The organism is Pradoshia sp. TA40_28 (assembly GCF_059694525.1).
This window is the reverse complement of sequence record NZ_JCATZO010000021.1, coordinates 1-16886: the sequence shown is the minus strand read 5'-3', so window position 1 is coordinate 16886 and position 16886 is coordinate 1. Positions and strand designations below refer to the sequence as shown.

Sequence of the window (16886 nt, the reverse complement as noted above, 5' to 3'; positions counted from 1 at the left end):
ACCAAGGCCTTTTCAGGTAAACAAGCTCGTGGAGTGAAAAATAAATTTATAGAAGATATGCAACAGTATGAGAAGGATTTCCCCGCTTATCCCTTTCAAAATACATTAACAAAAGAAATAAGAAGAGTAGCCAGTGAACAAAATAACAAAGAATATATATCACTATGGTCAGGACAAAGTCCAAGATTAAGCAGAGAAATATCGGTTAAAGAATTAATTCAATCCCTTCAAGAAGAATCACATGGGATTCTCAAGCAGTTTGTAAATATATAAAATAAAAATTCTATTATATTAACCCCAGCTTGGACTACCCTAAAGAGGAAGAGTAAGTGATCAGTATCCATTTTGCACCTATGGTACCCATCCCCAGTCGTAAAGCAAGAAAATTCGGATAGCAGTATTCAATTAAGATGATCGTTGTTTTTCTTATTGAACGAAAGGGGAGGTTAGTTAAAGAAGGTATTTGTATTAATCTCCCGAATATATTCCTTTAGCCTTAAAAAGGAGGGGAAGTTAAAATGAAAAATTTGATTATGGGTAGTGTAGTTTTAATTGCACTTATAGCATTACTCTCATTTTTTGATATTGATCTATCGTCTTTTAGCCCTAATATAGAATGGGCAACAAAATTCATTCTGCCTTGGATAATCTTATTTTGGTTCATTAGATTGGTTAAAAGTTTTGAAAATAAATAATGATGTCGTAATAAAGGGCAGTTTAGTTTCATGAAAAATTTCTATTTTAAAAGGTAAAATATTTTAATCTAAGAAAATGTTTATAAAATTTAGTTCCTATCTTAAAGGTCTTAATCTGTCATCAAGTACTAAAACGATTAGTGAAATGGTGGACTAAAGGCCAAGCACGTACCTCTACCTTTTTAGCAAAATGAAGTACAGGCAAATTACTATCAACATCAATTCCTTGTTTGGATAGTATTGAATTAGTACTAAATTCTGCCTCTGCCTTTTGTAATATCCAAGGATTATGTAGAATATCACAGCGAAGTGGTACTCCCGTTAAATTTAACGTATAGAAGCAGTAACGCTCGACCATCCATTCTTCGAAAGACCCCTTAGTTACTTGAAATGGTTCTGAAATTGGTCTATAGCTACACGCTAATTCGATTTCAGTGTCATATAGTCTCTTACTTTTAAATTGAACGTGTGATCCGTTATTCTTGATCTCCATGTCAGCGTACCAATACGGTAAGTGATATAGTGATTTAGCTCCTCTTACAGCAAACCAATTGGCAGCATCCAAACTAAAAAAGTACACACCTGGCTTTCCATCTAACGTTATATATGTCCGAACATTGAGCTCAGGAAATTGATCTGTTCCCGGAATGGGTGGCAATCCCCGTAGTCTAATCCCCGACATGCGAAACGGCACAACTCCAACCCAGCACATGCCATTATATGTATCCAAATGCAGTACTTCAGGTACTAACTTTCGTAACAACTCAAATTTAATTGGATAATGGGCAAATAACAGGTCGCTCCAAGTCTGCTTCATTGTCCAAGGTAAATTAGGGAGAGCCCAAGGACGATGACTGTCATCCCATTGATTTGTTTGAGTGTTCAGGGGTTTATCCATAGCAAGTCACTTCCTTAACGAGTTATTTTAGAAAATGAAATCTTTTAAAAACTCCATATTACTATGCTAAAGTAAATAAAATTCACCCAAAGTTGAAATAAATATCTTCATGGAAATTAAATAGTAATAAAGTAAATGCCAATTGTTGAGTAGAAAATGGAAATTTCAAATTAGATATCTTTAGTCAATACCATTAGTTAGTACATAACATTAATGTCGCTATCTTACATGCGAAAAGAATCCTCCCTAGTTGATATATATTATATCTTTAAATCGGCATAAATGATTAGATCATATAAATCTATTTGAAGGAGCATGTGTAACTGAAAATGAACTTTATTTAAATTTTCACCTATGCTGAAAATAGTACATAGAAGTTGTATGTTAAGTGCTTAAACAAATGAAGACATTACTATAATATCAAGGGCTAATGTGTTTGTTATGATATTAACGGGACAATAAGATGGAGCCTAGGTATACTTTATAGTGGCTGATTAGGTTTGTGGAAAATATGTGAAACGCTTCTTCTTCAGTTATGGTTTTGAAAACTTTAGTCATGGTGAAAAAGAATTTAACATCTGTTTTTACTAATAGTATTCCAAAATTAATAAATGGGCCGATAATACTTTAAAGGAATAGAAAAACACAAGTTAAACAAAATTTTAATGGGAGTGATACGATGGAGTGGATTGCCCTTACGTTAGCTGGTATAGCCCTTACGCTAGCTTCTCAACAAATGGATAAAGTGAAAAAGTTAGAGGAAAAAATTGAAGAAATGGAGAACAGAAATCATCAATAGAAATACGTAAAGAGGAATGGAATATGTTAGGTAAACAGCTTTTCTAATTCTCTAAATATATTAAAAAACGATTTAAGTTCCAAATAAAGGACGTTGATCCAAAGTGGGTTAATGTCTTTTTGTGTTGAAGTTCTTATGGGGGTAAAGCAGGTTAGTTGAAGAGTGATAATGAGTGATATTTAATTAATGTTCAACGATTAGGATAGCTAATTGTATAACAATATTTATTCTTTATATAAGTTTACTTTACTTTTATTAAAGTATATTTTACAATATAATTGAGGTAAAAAAAGGAAGGTGGTTTCCTTGAAAGAAAAGATGGAGGACTACGTTGAAAATAAAGTGTATGAGCACCGTGTTTTAAAAAGATTGTCTCAAAAAGAGCTGGCTGATGCTGTGGGAGTATCTAAACAAACCATATATGTTATGGAGAAGAATAATTACTCTCCTTCCCTTGTTTTAGCTTTTCGAATTGCTGATTTCTTTAACGTAGATGTTAACGATATTTTTACTTATGTGAAAGGAAGGGATCAATATGAAAAGTGAGGAAATATTAAATACAATTTTTTACCCATTAAAAAATTGGGCGGAAGCATCATCTGTTAATTGGAATACGCTTATTGGAATCGGTATTGTATTGCTTATAGTCGGAGTGATTCTGACATATGTATATCATAAGAAAATGGGTAAGGCTGACGAAAGAACAAATCAAATAGCTTTCAAAAGTACATTCGTTATGTTAATTGGAATAATTTTGTGCGACGTAATTTTCCCGAAAGATTATATGTGGCAAATTTTCTTCTTATTTAAATATTCTCTTGCATTCATCGCTTCAGGTATATATCTTGCTTTTCGATATAAAAAAGATTTTATAAACTAAAGACTAAAAAGAGGCTTAGATGTTTAAGGCACAATCATCTAAACGCAAAAAGAATATTGTGCTTGCAGAGATAGTTCATTAATAAAGGGAATGTATCACCTCTATAGTTCAATTATTGTGATCAATAACTACTGTTCATAAAATACTTATTTAAAAATGTATCCAGAGCTGTGATCAGCTCTTTTTGTATATAGCTAAAGGGGCAGATTGCAGAAGAATGTTTATTTAAAGCACAATAAATAGCAGCATTACAAACGTATAGTTCTATTGTCCTATAACGAAAACAACAATATGTCATTTAATCACTAATAGTGAAGACAAACCCTTTTGAACAATTCAATTCTTGAAAAGGGTCTAGATCTTTAATCCTTAGAATATATTAGTTTCTTCCTCTATACTCATTTTTATAATTCCTTCCTCATTAATCGATTGTATGTCAACCTCACCATTACCCACATAGCCTTTTTCAATATAACCAAGAATTACCTCTCTATGTTGATTGTCCTTTTTATCTGTATAAGCCAGGTCTACAGAGCCTTCATCAAAGTTCTCTGGTGATTCTATAACAAAATCTTTTTCTTCACCGGCTTTTATTGTATTAACATCTATTAGTAAAATAGATTTATTAGTAACTAATTGCAATCCGGATATATCTTTGTCAGAATCATTATTAATGTTTACTACTAGCTCATTTTGTCTGATGAACATAAAATATATGAAAACACTTAACACGAGTAATAGAATTATACTTAAGATCTTTTTCACGTATTTCCCTCCTTTATACCAAATATCGCCATTTAATAATTAAGTATATAATAACATTTATGTAAAATATTTATGATTTTTATAGCCAAAAAATAAACTGATTTGATGTAAATAGTTTTATATAACGAGGCGATTGCGGAATTAGAACAGTCACTTTTTTCTAAAGGGGCAGCAGGTTAGCGGTAGAAGAGGTTTTTAATAGGAGATATCGAATATATATATTATTTGATATTTTTAAGGAATCAAATATGATTTTACATACTGAAGTTTTAGGAGAAAGGAGTCTATCCCTCTCGCTTCACATTTAGTTCATTCTCAACAATCGACCCATACTGTGGGTGGAACACGGAATTTTAATCGTAGAATTTATGAACATTTATTTTTAGGAGGAGAAATAATGGAATGGTATACTATTTCGATAGCCATAGGAATTGCAGTCGCAGGATATTTTATTGGAGATGGACTAAAAAATTTTAAAAATCCAAATGCAAAAGGTCTTATTGATTCTTTAGCTGAAGATGATGAACACGAACTGATTAAAGAAAATGATGTGCATTATTTTATGGGTATATCGAAAGAAGATGCAAAGTCTTTAATCCAAGAGCATTCAGATATTCCACACATTACGATAAACGGTAAAGTGTATTACCCGAAGGCAAAATTGCGTAAATGGTTATTGAATTTAGGTAGTTGATCTAAGAAAGATTAAGGTCTTTTTATTTTGAACTTCGTTATTGAAGTAAAGTGATAGGTTGCCGTAAGAGTGGTATTTTGTTCAATAATCGGGCTATTTAATGGAGTAAGGATCTAAAATGACTTGAGATAGTTTTATAGAGAAATAGGTATTTTGTTGAAACTACGGCAAAGTTTCATGAAGTTTAATAGATGTAATGAAATACATATGATACAAAAAATAAGAGGTGAAAATTATGAGTTGGAAACTTAAAAAATTTGAGGAGTTAACAAATATTGAATTATATAATCTTCTAAAAGAAAGAACTTTAGTTTTTGTCGTGGAGCAAAATTGTCCGTATCTTGAAGTTGATGGCAAAGATCCATTTTCATATCATCTTTTTAAAGAAGATAATGGAGAAATCGTTGCTTATTTAAGAATTGTACCCGCAGGTATTTCTTATCAAGAAGCTTCTCTAGGAAGAGTCTTTATAAAGAAAGAATACAGAGGACAAGGAATTGCAGGGGAACTTTTAGAGAAAGGACTAGATTTTATCCAAAACGAATTAAAAGAAACAAAGGTTAAAATTCAAGCCCAAGATTATTTAAGGAAATTCTATTCTTCCTTTGGTTTTCAACCTATATCTGAAACATATTTAGAAGATAATATCCCTCATGTCGATATGATACTACAAAGATAACATACTCGTCATTATCGGTTAGAATTATATTAAGGGTTATAGAAGAGATTAAAAAAGAATATACTTCAGGCATTGATCCAAGAAGGATTAATGCTTTTTTTGTAGTGAATTTCTTATGTAGAAACGGGGCAGTTTAGCTCAGTAAGAATAGTGCATAAAAAAAGACCTTGATATAAGGTCTTTTATATCACTTTTTAACAGAATCATTTATGAAAAGCTCGTCTACTGTGGTATTCAGTACGGAGGCTATGTTAAAAGCTAATTGTAAAGTGGGGTCATATTTATCGTTTTCAATCGCATTTATGGTTTGTCTTGTTACATGACAAAGTTTAGCCAGTTCTTCCTGAGAAAGCTTTACTGATTTTCTTAGTTCCCTAATACGATTTTTCATTTAACCACCATATTTCTTCTTAGAGAATAGTAATGAGATTAGATATATAACCGAAATCACCACAAGAAAAATAACTGGGTTAATACCTTCATAGGAACTGTCTGTCCAAATTGTTAAATAAATAGATTCAATAATATCTAATATTAATACACCTATTATAACTGTAAATGTGTATGATTGTGCTTTCATTTTAATGTAATTCGTCCTTTCATCACCTAATTTAGGCAATGAAACAAGAGTCGTCACAATCAATATAATACATATTGCTAATATAATTAAAACTAAACCAAGCATCCAATCCATAATGCAAATCCCTCCTCACAAAATGTAAATACTATTTTACATTTACTATTGTATTGTTTAGTCTGTAAAATGTCAAAATATTTTTACATTTTGTTATTTATTAAGTATGAATTAGGAAGGCTTTTTTCGTATAGATTATTGCCTTTAAATAAAAAGGGATTATTATCTATCTGTATTTGTAAAACATAATAAACAAAAGGGCAGAGTCCTGTAATGGATGAGTAAGTTTGTAAATAAACATACTTAAACTAATGGGTAATTAAATAAGAACGAGCATATTATTCATTTTTCGTAAGAAATTTATCATTATGGAAGGGAATGATACCTTAAGAATGGAAATATAATGGTAGTGGACAGGTTCGTGATTACTTTTTAAATGATTGAAGGGGCGATAAGATGTGAATATGATAGCGAAGGTCAAGCTCATATTTTATGCAATAGTAGTCTTTTCAATCTATCTGTATGCCATTTTTTATTCTTTTGGAGATCATGAACCTATTTTGAGTAACAAGACTACAAAACAAACCGCTGACTCTTCAGGTGGCAATTTCAACAGGAAAAGCGTAAATATAAAATTTGTCCTTTTGGATTCAACTGGAAAACCCCTTCGTGAAGCTGACGTATTTTTCAAGAATAACCAAACGAAAGGGGAAGAGAAGGGCGATCTCCTAAAGATCAAAACTAGTCTTAAAGGGGAAGTTGAGTTGTTAAATATTGAACCGGGTTCTTATCTTATCTATTTAGAAGAAAACCATTCTCGTCAAAAACAAATAAGCATTAGCTTAAGTGATGATGGTAAATCTATGACACTGACCTTTTAACGAACCTTGCTGCGCTATTACTAAGCAAGGCTTCTTTTTGTTTAGTCTTATGATCAACATCGAGATATAAACTCAGCCAGAAAGGTTTTATCGATGTGGTGTATAAATGATAAATAAGTATTTAAAGGGAGGAATAGGTATGCAACAGGTGATTGCTTTAGGGGGAGGCGGCTTCTCGATGGAACCGGATAATCCTTTATTGGACCAATATATCCTGAAGCAGGTTGCTGCTAAAAGGCCGAAAATATGCTTTCTTGGGACAGCCAGCGGGGATGCAGATGGATATATTCAGCGTTTTTATGAATTTTTTAATAGGCAGGAGTGTCAACCAAATCATTTATCGCTATTTAAGCCACCAACCAAAAATTTACTTGAGTACATACTCGAGCAGGATATTATATATGTCGGGGGTGGTAATACGAAAAACTTATTGATTCTGTGGAAAGAATGGGGATTGGATGATATTCTAAAAACCGCCTATCAACAAGAAATTTTACTCTGCGGAATCAGTGCGGGTGCGATTTGCTGGTTTGAGGAAGGAGTAACGGACTCCTATGGGGAAGAATTAGAGCCAATAAAGGCTTTAGGGATCTTAAAGGGAAGTCATTCACCACATTACGATGGTGATACGAAGAGAAGACCGGCTTATCAGCAGTTGATCAAGGACAAGCTCTTAAAGCCAGGGATTGCAGCTGATGACGGAGTAGGGCTCCATTATAAGAATGGCCATCTAATAAAAGTAGTTAGCTCAAGGCCAAAGGCAGCAGCTTATAAAGTTGATCTATCAGATAAAGGCGTTGAGGAAAGGATGCTGAAACCTGTTTTTTTAGGATAGAATGTCTTTTTAAATCAACAAATCTTTTACTGAGTATACATACCTTAAGTTCAGATGAATGTTTACATCTCTATACTCTGGGAAGAGTTAAATAGTTTGTAAGACTGAGTAATAAAATTCTACTTGATTAGAAAGTGGGCAGATAAACGGGGTGTAAATAATGAAGATTGCGATTGCAGGAGGCAGTGGATTTGTCGGCAAAGAATTGACAACGTTATTAGTCAGGGAAGGCCACGAAGTTTATATTCTGACACGAAATAAAGATAAGCTCGCAATGGATAATGTGATCCCGATAGAATGGCTGAGTGAACACAGCAAGCCTGAAGAGGAGCTGCAGGGAGTTGAAGCTATTATTAATTTGGCTGGGACATCCCTCAATTCAGGACGTTGGACCAAGAAAAGAAAACAAGAAATTTTATCGAGCCGTATCCAAGCTACCAATGAGATATATAGGATCATAGAAAAGCTTGACCAAAGACCTTCAGTTTTAATTAATGCGAGTGCAATCGGATACTATGAGCCTTCAGAAGAGCAAACGTATACGGAGGATTGGGATCAAGCAGGGGATGGTTTTTTGGCAGAAACCGTTGTTCAATGGGAACAGAGGGCCCAAAAAATAATGGATTTTGGAGTGCGAGTAGTTTTCGCTCGTTTTGGTTTAATTCTTGGTGACAAAGAGGGAGCCTTTCCTAAATTAGTGCTCCCCTATAAGCTGTTAATGGGTGGGAATTTAGGCTCCGGCCGGCAATGGTATTCATGGATTCATATTGAAGATGTAACGAACGCTATTTTATTTTGCATCCGAAATAACCAGGTAAAAGGTCCTGTTAATTTTACTGCGCCTCATCCAATGAGAATGGAGGACTTCGGTAAAACTATTGGCCATGCTTTGCATAGACCGCATTGGACAGTTATTCCATCTATATTGATTAAAACCGCATTGGGCGAAATGAGTACGTTAATTGTGGATGGACAGAAGGTCGTACCCGAAAAATTAATAGAAGCAGGATACTTATTCATTTATCCGGATTTGAAGTCTGCATTAGACCAGTTACTGAAGTAAATAAAAGCGGACTCTTGTTTAGAAGCAGAGTCCGCTATTTGTTTACATTTAGTCCTTATCATGAAAGTCATGGTTATCAAACGATGAGTGATCAGAAGAATCATGCTGTTTTTCATGATGTTCTTCATGCTGTTCATGTTCATGATACTCTTGTTCATAGCCCCGTTGTTGTCCAAAAAACAATGGCCTTCTTCTTTCCTGGTATAGGATTCTTGATATTCCGATAATTTTTTTGAAGCGTATAGCTATAATGCTGCTTTGCCCCCGATTGTTAGTAAGAAGCAGCAAAAAGTCATTTTCTAATTCTTTAAGTTCGCCATAATAAGAGCCTTCTACTGTAATAACCTGAACTTGTTCACCAAGCAGTTTAGATGCATAGTCAAAAAAGTCATTCTCACGATCTTTGCTCAAGTATTTCCTCTCCTCTCTTTATAATTAGTTAATGCACAGCTATGCGAAAATGCATGGGCGATTTATTCAGGAATTGTAAGAAAAGTTTTATAGCTTAGCAATGGGTGTAGGAGAAGCAAAGTGATATGATAGAAATAAATAAACAAACCTCACTATTCAACCCTGAATAGTTTAACAATTAGGGAGCTGACAACATGGAGGACTATTTAACAAAGCAACAAGTCAATATTTTGCAGCGATTAAAGGATGTTGTAAAAGAATTTTCGGTAAGAGCTCAAAAATATGATGAGGATCGTTCATTTCCTGCAGAAAATATTGCTGATTTAAAAAAAAAGAACTATACAAAGCTAACTTTACCTATAGAATATGGTGGAGACGGGGAAGGGTTATTGCCCTTTTTGTTGGGACAGGAGCTGATTGCCCAACATTGCGGTTCAACGGCTTTAGCCATTGGCTGGCATAATATGACGGTGCTAGAAGTTAGAGAAAATATAGCTTGGAGCGAGGGAAATAAACAGAGATTATTTAAGGAAATAGCGAATGGAGCATTGGTAAACCGTGCTGCATCAGAACCGGCCACGGGTAGTCCAACTAGAGGAGGTAGGCCCCAAACTACAGCTCACCGAGATGGTGATAAATGGGTACTCAACGGTAAGAAGACTTATACATCTCTGGCTCCTGCGCTTGATATAATCTTAGTGAGCGCCTGGGTTCCTGAAGAGGAAACTATCGGTTGGTTTAAAGTGTATAAAAAGGAGACCGGTGTGAGTATTGAAGAAACTTGGGATATGATTTCCATGCAGGGTACGGGAAGTCATGATTTAATCCTGAAAGATGTAGTTGTAGCAAATGAAGATTTTGTGGAAAAAACAACTCCTAAAAAGGCGGCTGGCTGGCTTTTACATATACCTGCTTGTTATTTAGGCATTGCCACTGGCGCACGTAATTATGCCATCCAATTTGCAAAAACGTATTCTCCAAACAGCTTAAAGGGACCAATCTCTGATTTGCCCCATATACAGACTAAAATTGGACAGATGGAGCTTGAATTAATGCAAGCGCGGAGTTTTCTTTATTCAGTTGCCTATCGCTGGGATCAATTTCCGGATCAACGTGAACGGATGGGAGCTGAATTGGCAGCTGTTAAAACAGCGATAACGAATCAAGCAATCTCCATCGTTGATATGGCGATGCGAATCGTCGGAGCACAAAGCCTGCAGCGTAAAAATCCAATGCAAAGATTTTATCGTGATGTTAGAGCGGGGCTGCATAATCCCCCAATGGATGATTCTGTGTTGGGCTTACTTGCTAAGAGTGCATTGGAGGAATAGAAGTAAAAGAAGGAAACAGTCGGTATGATATATAGGTATAGAAAGTATTCATAAAAGTTCTCATAGATACCTATATTAATATAGAATATCACTTAAGAGAATGAGGCAGATTACAAATAAAAGGAATTCAAAATGAGTCTATTAGAGACCGATTTTCGGATTCCTTTTTAGTTTTTAAGGGGGATAGCCATAAAGAAATAACAAGTATAGGGTAAAGTTTATTTGTAGCTCCTATTCTACTATTAACTACATATAAATTAGGATATATTATTCCGGCTATATTGATGACATTTATCAAATTGCCAAGGGAAGTATAATGAATAAGATAGTAAAGTAAATCTAATGATTTACCTTATTTTACGTTATTATAGGTATTTAATCGTAATGTAATAATAAAATTCACAACAAATTGAGCTACATTAATAATGCCTGCTATTATCTCAGTTTACTAATGGAGGTGATTAATTGGGTGATAATCTTGGAATTTTCAACCGATAATTTAACTCATTATTTAGTGTGTTTATAGAGAGTAAAAGTCTAATAATTTGCTATTATAAGATTTGTCTGTTATTCTAAAGAAGAATTATTTTTGTTCGGTTTAAGATTGAGAAGCGATTTTGATTTTCGTCTAAGGTTTTTGAGCAAGGATAGTAATACATTGTGTGGAAACACACTAGGAGGCAACAATTATGGAACAAGGTAAAGTGAAATGGTTTAATGCAGATAAAGGTTTTGGATTTATCGAACGTGAAGGCGGAGAAGACGTATTCGTACATTTCTCAGCAATCCAAAGCGAAGGTTTCAAATCTTTAGACGAAGGTCAAAGTGTAACGTTTGAAGTAGAACAAGGACAACGTGGCCCACAAGCTACAAATGTTCAAAAAGCTTAATAACAGCTAATTGATAGACCCTACTTATGTAGGGTCTATTTTTTATTTAATCATTAGGTAAATAAAAATAAGCCCTATTCATGAAAAGAATAGAGCTTCTGCAACAAACGTATGAAACTAGTAATATCAAATGGTAGGCTAAGTATAGCACAGCGCTTGAATATTCCCTAATTTAAAACAGAAATGATAGTGTAGCTTTCCTTGGGGATTCGTCAGTAAACGATCGTGCCTCTGCAATGTGCCTTAATTTCACAAATTGGTTTCCATCTGGAGTGTCGGTTTGACCCAGACCATCGGTATCAAATTCGTTCGAATCATCAAAAAAGTCAATGCTTTGAGATAATCAGGCATTGGCTTTTTAGCGTTTTAACTTACTAAATTGAAATACTATTCGTGTGGACAACAAATACGGTTAATTAGATGTCTTTAAGAATGACTATCTTAAGGGAGATAAGCGTAAATGGATAATGGAGGTATAACGATTTAAATCAAAAAATGCTATAGCCACGTAAAGTCTTCTTACAAAATTGGGTTATAATCCCAGGTTTAGTCATTGTGATGTTGGTTATATATTTAAAGAAATAGGAACATCAGGTTTGATATAAAAAGAATACTAATGACTTTCAACAAAGTATTTCCTTGTTTCTGGTAAACGTTCATCTAAGATAAGTGAAAGGTTTTAAGAATTATGATACATAGGTATAGTATGATAATCGATTAAGAAGATTTTGATACGGCAATTAACGTGTAAGTATCCTTAGTAATTTAATAAAGGAGTGATTTTTTGGTCAGTAAAATAATTTTAAATGAAAGAATAATTCAATTGTTGGACTATAAAGAAGAAAAAGTAAATGGTCTCTCTAAGGTCTTAGTCATTTTTAATGTGACAAGTGAAGAATATCATGACATTGCGACTTTACTTTACAACGGAACATTTGACGTCAAGATTCCTGAGAAAGACTTAATGTTTAGGGGAACGATTAATAACTACTCTACTTCTATTACAAATTTGTATGAAAAAGACCAGATAGGTCAGTATCAATTGACTCTAGTAGAAGAAAAGGACTGAATTTTAATGAGATTAGGCATATTGGATCAATCCCCTATCTCTTCAAATCAAACCCCTAAGGATGCGCTAAATTGGTCAATGAAATTGGCGCAGGCTGGGGAGGCGCTGGGATATACAAGATACTGGATTGCCGAACACCATGATTTACCTGGACTGGCATGTCCTGCACCTGAAGTAATGTTAAGCTACATTGGAGCAAACACAAATCAAATTCGTATAGGATCTGGCGCTGTTTTATTGCCTCATTATCGACCATATAAAGTTGCTGAGACCTTTAATATGTTAGCAACATTATTTCCAAATCGTATAGATTTAGGGATCGGACGAGCGCCAGGTGGATCCGCAGAAGTGATGAATGCTTTGTCTGATAACTTTTTAAAAAATGTTGGGAACTTTCCTGCCTTAGTGAAAGACTTACTTCATTTTTTAGATGATGATTTTCCAACAGATAACGATTATTCAAGGTTTTCGGCGTCTCCCATACCTGAAAATCCGCCAGTACCTTGGCTCCTTGGAACGGGTAAAAAAAGTGCTTTGCTAGCAGCTGAAAATGGTCTACCGTATACATTCGGTCATTTTATGAGCGATAATGATGGAGCTGCTATCATTAGGGAATATATTGAGACCTTTAAACCAAGAAAAGTAGGGCAAAAGCCACAAGTCATCGTAACTGTTTCAGTTATTTGTGGAGAAACAACGGAAAAAGCCGAAGAAGTTGCAGCAAGCTTTCTCATCTGGTCTTTACAAAAGGAAAAAGGGGAGGGTCATCAAGGTTTTCCCTCTATAAAAGAAGCTAAGCAATATAAGCTAACTGAAAAAGAAATAGAAACGTTGGAAAAGGTTAGACAGAACATAATTATTGGCAACCCTCATGAAGTGAAACAGAAATTATTTGAGTTAAAAACAAAATATCGAGCAGATGAAATGATGATTAATACAATCACATACTTTCCAGAAGATCGAATCCGATCCTATGACCTAATTGCAAAAGAAGTATTAGCAGAAGATATTACTTAAAATAAGGCTAGGAGCGGCATTGATCTATTGCTTTATTTTTATCTAATATGTTGGAATAGCCACTTCCTGAATGGAAGTGGCTTTACTGGTCAATCATCTTATGCTCCAGTTAGTATAAGAGCATTATTTGTGCTTAGGATTTTTCTTTAAGAAACCAACTAAGTCTCCGAATAAATCTTTTTCCCAAAATGTATCAGGCAATTTTTCTATTACTTTCATAAAAACAACTACTATATTCGCCTAAATCTATAGGGTAGTGTACGATATCTACTACTTCGCACCTGTGAAATCTAATTTTATTTTTTTTACCAATTCGTATATATAGATTGTCTAAAGTTTCGCTTCCTTTTTCTTTTTTAACTTTTCCAAATTCACATTCATAATAGTAAACTCTCAAAGCCCCCTTTTCTTTTCCCTTTAAAATAATCATATATAAATATATCTATAGATTGTAAATCCCAATGCTATTAAAAAACTTATACTTAGAGTTCAAGAATAGTTCATACATTTCCTTCATTCACCTTTTATCTAAACAACAAGTTTTAATTTACCTGTCTATTAGCTTATATAGTCCATCTATTTGTAAAGTTTGTCACAAATAAACCAACAGGTGTTGAAAAACGATGGGACAGGAATATTGTGGTAATATATTTAAGATAGTGAGATATTAATAGGGGGATCATACTGCTCTGTTGGGTTTTGAAGCGGACGATTAGATTAAGAGACCAATTGAAATTAAGTAAAGTGGTTTAAGCTGCACGAAAATGAATTTATGACCAAAAGGAGGTATGGAAATGTCTAATGAATCAACATTTCAAAGAGAAGTAAAAGATTTTTGGTATCCAGAATACAACAAAAATGGATACCCTCATGTTCAACAAGGAATGATTTTAAATCCTGAGAGGAATGAGGAATTTTCTCCGTTTATTCTAATGGCTGAAGATTGGTTTAAGCGTGGCACCTTCTCCGACCATCCCCACAGAGGCTTTCAAACTATAACGTATGTTATTGATGGAAGGCTTGAACATATAGATAATGCAGGAGGGTATAGCATTTTGGATGCTGGTGATGCCCAATACATGAATGCCGGTTGGGCAGCTAGACATGCGGAAGAGGCTTTTGATGATGATCTTATTCATACCTTACAGCTGTGGCTGAATCTGCCCAAAAGTTTGAAGCATACAGAAACAAGTTATCAAAACATCTATGTAGAGGATGCTCCTGTTGTGAACTTTGAAGGGGGTTACATTCGAGTTTACTCAGGCGATATTGCAGGGGTAACAGGACCTATGAATAGTTTGGTTCCTATTACGATGACAGAAATTAGCCTCCGTGAAGGCGCTGAATACACACATGTTTTTCCTGAAAATCATAATGCATTCTTGTATATGTTGGCGGGGGAGATGGAGTTCGGAGAAAGTGAGACAAAGATAGCTAAAACAGGGGCGGCTACCCTATCCTTTAATGAGGAAGGCTCAGATTCTAACTCAAGTAAATTAAAAATAAAAGCATTATCTCGTTCCAAAGTATTGATTTATTCAGGCGTTCCTATCCGGGAAGAAATAGCTCTTGGTGGGCCATTTGTGATGAATACACAGGAAGAAATCAAGGAGGCGTTCCGCGATTTTCAGCGCGGATTATTTGGACCACCTGCTGTAAAAAAATAAAACAAAATAGAAAAATAAAATATATATATTACAAACAAACACTAGATGAAAAATAAACATCTGGTTTGTTTGTATAGTTTGTGCACGTATGTAATTAGTATATCGGAGCAACGATCCAGGAAGAATTATGTCCTTTTCTGTTGAATTCCTTATGGAAGAAAAGTGGCAGACCACCCGCGAACGGAAGGGCTATAGCTATATCCGAAAGGGCAAAAGAAACCTGGTTCTTATCTTTGATATTGATTCAGCCATTTTAATTATTTATGAAAAGCAGGGCCTGAGGCCTTCCCCGCATCGGTTTTAAAGGAGAATCCGAATATAGTCGGTGAAGCTGCGCTTGGAGGAAATAGCCCTGATTTAGTAGAATAAAAGAAAATAAGCTGGTCGGGGATCCTATCCCGAAGGTCTCTTTTGGAGGGGAATGATATGGTTGGCGTAAAAACAGTAAATCTTGACGGCGAGGAAATCCATATTTTCAATAGTGCGATTTATATATTGGAAACTTCATCCGGATTTTCATTAGAGCTCGACGTCATCGTGAGCGAGGTAGCCCTAAAGAAATATAGCAACCGGGAGAGCATCATTGCTGAAATTGAACTGACCGATAACCGAGTAATCAGCTCATTCATGTACATAAAATCAATTCCTGGCCGTCTACCGCAGTTGAACTTGAATTGCGGGATTGATGGTCCTTATGAGTACCAGGGTCTTGAAAATATCGATGAGAATGAAACCGATTTTCCTGATATTGAGAAGGGGATTTCCCTTGCCGACATCAGGGAAATCGAGATGCCTGATGAAAAAATCACGCTTAAGCTCACGCTGCCAATTGACCAGGTCGAATGGCTTCGTGGGAAAAAACCAAAAGAACTCAACCAGATATTTAAAGCAATCATTTATGACCATATGAATTAAGTATTCCTACATATTTTAAAGAAAATAGAGGGAGACGAATGGTAGAGCTGTTTATCAGGGATGAATGGCTTGATGGGTGTAGATAAATCGAAGAGTCAGAGTTATTGAAGAAACGGGCCGGCAGCCTGATAGTAGAATTGGTATCTATATTTCTCATTGGTGCTAGGAAGATCACTCTTTCCGTTTCAAACAGTAAAATAATAGTTATGTTTTTCTAAGAAAATTTAAAAATAAAAGGGATATTAAGATTTTGAGTTGTTTATATAGTATATAAGCAAGGGTTCTAATACCGTATGAGGAACCTGTATTCCTGTGTATGATAGATGTATTCATGGGAGTTTAATCTTTTTGATATAGGAAGAAAAATAATTTAATGTTACCATATATTACTTGTTGAAATATAGATAAATACAGATTATGATAATAAAGCGGTCAACGAGAGGGATTGAAATTAATCAATTAGAGCTCGGATCGCAGATTTGAGTCCTTCATGGCTTACCATCTATAAACATGCGGGTGTGGCGGAATTGGCAGACGCACCAGACTTAGGATCTGGCGCCTTACGGCGTGGGGGTTCGACTCCCTTCACCCGCACTTATATGCGGAAGTAGTTCAGTGGTAGAACACCACCTTGCCAAGGTGGGGGTCGCGGGTTCGAATCCCGTCTTCCGCTCCAATGCCAAGTGATATGCCGGGGTGGCGGAATTGGCAGACGCACAGGACTTAAAATCCTGCGGTAGGTGACTACCGTGCCGGTTCGAGA

At 35.0% G+C, this 16886-nt stretch carries 22 protein-coding genes and 2 tRNA genes; 18 read left to right on the top strand and 6 right to left on the bottom strand.

Annotated features, from left to right (window positions below; translation table 11 throughout):
• Nucleotides 1-273, top strand: a 273-nt coding sequence (locus AC58NB_RS17120; RefSeq protein WP_497428007.1) for a nitronate monooxygenase, incomplete at its 5' end; no start/stop codon positions are given.
• Nucleotides 274-518: 245 nt separating this feature from the next.
• Entirely contained in the window at nt 519-695 is a 177-nt protein-coding gene (locus tag AC58NB_RS17115; protein ID WP_497428006.1) for a hypothetical protein, read from the top strand.
• Nucleotides 696-816: 121 nt separating this feature from the next.
• Here AC58NB_RS17115 and AC58NB_RS17110 read toward each other — a convergent pair whose 3' ends face one another.
• A complete protein-coding gene (locus AC58NB_RS17110) occupies nt 817-1593 on the bottom strand; it encodes a YqjF family protein (RefSeq protein ID WP_497428005.1) in 777 nt (258 codons plus the stop codon).
• Between the two features lie 1105 nt (nt 1594-2698).
• On the opposite strand from AC58NB_RS17110, the gene AC58NB_RS17105 reads away from it, so the two are divergent.
• On the top strand, nt 2699-2938 hold the full coding sequence (locus tag AC58NB_RS17105; RefSeq protein ID WP_497428004.1) for a helix-turn-helix transcriptional regulator: 240 nt from the start codon (nt 2699-2701) through the stop codon (nt 2936-2938).
• On the top strand, nt 2928-3272 hold the full coding sequence (locus AC58NB_RS17100; RefSeq protein WP_497428003.1) for a DUF2178 domain-containing protein: 345 nt from the start codon (nt 2928-2930) through the stop codon (nt 3270-3272). Before AC58NB_RS17105 ends, AC58NB_RS17100 begins: the two co-directional genes overlap by 11 nt.
• Nucleotides 3273-3641: 369 nt before the next feature.
• Here AC58NB_RS17100 and AC58NB_RS17095 read toward each other — a convergent pair whose 3' ends face one another.
• Entirely contained in the window at nt 3642-4037 is a 396-nt protein-coding gene (locus tag AC58NB_RS17095; RefSeq protein WP_497428002.1) for a hypothetical protein, read from the bottom strand.
• A 397-nt stretch (nt 4038-4434) separates the two neighbouring features.
• On the opposite strand from AC58NB_RS17095, the gene AC58NB_RS17090 reads away from it, so the two are divergent.
• Both AC58NB_RS17090 and AC58NB_RS17085 read left to right on the top strand, forming a co-directional pair.
• Nucleotides 4435-4731: a DNA-binding protein gene (locus AC58NB_RS17090; RefSeq protein WP_497428001.1), complete on the top strand. Its 297-nt coding sequence runs from the start codon at nt 4435-4437 to the stop codon at nt 4729-4731.
• A 235-nt stretch (nt 4732-4966) separates the two neighbouring features.
• On the top strand, nt 4967-5410 hold the full coding sequence (locus AC58NB_RS17085) for a GNAT family N-acetyltransferase (RefSeq protein ID WP_497428000.1): 444 nt from the start codon (nt 4967-4969) through the stop codon (nt 5408-5410).
• Between the two features lie 187 nt (nt 5411-5597).
• Here the strand turns inward: AC58NB_RS17085 and AC58NB_RS17080 are convergent, their stop codons facing one another.
• Complete coding sequence (locus AC58NB_RS17080) at nt 5598-5801, bottom strand: helix-turn-helix transcriptional regulator (RefSeq protein WP_497427999.1); 204 nt, start codon at nt 5799-5801, stop codon at nt 5598-5600.
• Nucleotides 5802-6104: a hypothetical protein gene (locus AC58NB_RS17075; protein ID WP_497427998.1), complete on the bottom strand. Its 303-nt coding sequence runs from the start codon at nt 6102-6104 to the stop codon at nt 5802-5804.
• A 398-nt stretch (nt 6105-6502) separates the two neighbouring features.
• On the opposite strand from AC58NB_RS17075, the gene AC58NB_RS17070 reads away from it, so the two are divergent.
• The 3 genes from AC58NB_RS17070 to AC58NB_RS17060 all read left to right on the top strand — a co-directional run bounded on the left by AC58NB_RS17070 (nt 6503) and on the right by AC58NB_RS17060 (nt 8823).
• Nucleotides 6503-6925 (top strand): hypothetical protein, encoded by a 423-nt coding sequence (locus AC58NB_RS17070; protein ID WP_497427997.1) that lies wholly within the window; start codon nt 6503-6505, stop codon nt 6923-6925.
• A 139-nt stretch (nt 6926-7064) separates the two neighbouring features.
• Nucleotides 7065-7760, top strand: coding sequence for a Type 1 glutamine amidotransferase-like domain-containing protein (locus tag AC58NB_RS17065; RefSeq protein ID WP_497427996.1), 696 nt, complete (start codon nt 7065-7067; stop codon nt 7758-7760).
• A gap of 160 nt (nt 7761-7920) precedes the next feature.
• Nucleotides 7921-8823 carry a TIGR01777 family oxidoreductase gene (locus AC58NB_RS17060; protein ID WP_497427995.1) on the top strand — a complete coding sequence of 301 codons (903 nt, stop codon included), beginning with the start codon at nt 7921-7923 and terminating at the stop codon, nt 8821-8823.
• Between the two features lie 48 nt (nt 8824-8871).
• On the opposite strand, the gene AC58NB_RS17055 is transcribed toward AC58NB_RS17060, so the two are convergent.
• A complete protein-coding gene (locus AC58NB_RS17055) occupies nt 8872-9234 on the bottom strand; it encodes a hypothetical protein (RefSeq protein ID WP_497427994.1) in 363 nt (120 codons plus the stop codon).
• Nucleotides 9235-9428: 194 nt separating this feature from the next.
• On the opposite strand from AC58NB_RS17055, the gene AC58NB_RS17050 reads away from it, so the two are divergent.
• From AC58NB_RS17050 to AC58NB_RS17035, 4 genes are all read left to right on the top strand, one after another.
• Nucleotides 9429-10565: an acyl-CoA dehydrogenase family protein gene (locus AC58NB_RS17050; protein WP_497427993.1), complete on the top strand. Its 1137-nt coding sequence runs from the start codon at nt 9429-9431 to the stop codon at nt 10563-10565.
• 689 nt (nt 10566-11254) lie between these two features.
• Nucleotides 11255-11455 carry a cold-shock protein gene (locus AC58NB_RS17045; RefSeq protein WP_050614125.1) on the top strand — a complete coding sequence of 67 codons (201 nt, stop codon included), beginning with the start codon at nt 11255-11257 and terminating at the stop codon, nt 11453-11455.
• 784 nt (nt 11456-12239) lie between these two features.
• Complete coding sequence (locus tag AC58NB_RS17040) at nt 12240-12524, top strand: DUF3219 family protein (RefSeq protein ID WP_497427992.1); 285 nt, start codon at nt 12240-12242, stop codon at nt 12522-12524.
• A gap of 6 nt (nt 12525-12530) precedes the next feature.
• Complete coding sequence (locus AC58NB_RS17035) at nt 12531-13541, top strand: LLM class flavin-dependent oxidoreductase (RefSeq protein ID WP_497427991.1); 1011 nt, start codon at nt 12531-12533, stop codon at nt 13539-13541.
• A 193-nt stretch (nt 13542-13734) separates the two neighbouring features.
• On the opposite strand, the gene AC58NB_RS17030 is transcribed toward AC58NB_RS17035, so the two are convergent.
• Nucleotides 13735-13971: a hypothetical protein gene (locus AC58NB_RS17030; RefSeq protein WP_497427990.1), complete on the bottom strand. Its 237-nt coding sequence runs from the start codon at nt 13969-13971 to the stop codon at nt 13735-13737.
• Nucleotides 13972-14335: 364 nt separating this feature from the next.
• Here AC58NB_RS17030 and AC58NB_RS17025 point away from each other — a divergent pair, with 364 nt between their 5' ends.
• The 5 genes from AC58NB_RS17025 to AC58NB_RS17005 all read left to right on the top strand — a co-directional run bounded on the left by AC58NB_RS17025 (nt 14336) and on the right by AC58NB_RS17005 (nt 16799).
• Complete coding sequence (locus AC58NB_RS17025) at nt 14336-15208, top strand: pirin family protein (protein WP_497427989.1); 873 nt, start codon at nt 14336-14338, stop codon at nt 15206-15208.
• A 151-nt stretch (nt 15209-15359) separates the two neighbouring features.
• Nucleotides 15360-15512, top strand: a complete 153-nt coding sequence (locus AC58NB_RS17020) for a hypothetical protein (RefSeq protein ID WP_497427988.1) — start codon at nt 15360-15362, stop codon at nt 15510-15512.
• 122 nt (nt 15513-15634) lie between these two features.
• Nucleotides 15635-16123 carry a hypothetical protein gene (locus AC58NB_RS17015; protein WP_497427987.1) on the top strand — a complete coding sequence of 163 codons (489 nt, stop codon included), beginning with the start codon at nt 15635-15637 and terminating at the stop codon, nt 16121-16123.
• A gap of 512 nt (nt 16124-16635) precedes the next feature.
• A tRNA-Leu gene (locus AC58NB_RS17010) sits at nt 16636-16717 on the top strand.
• A gap of 7 nt (nt 16718-16724) precedes the next feature.
• Nucleotides 16725-16799: transfer RNA gene (locus tag AC58NB_RS17005), tRNA-Gly, on the top strand.
• Nucleotides 16800-16886 lie beyond the last annotated feature (87 nt).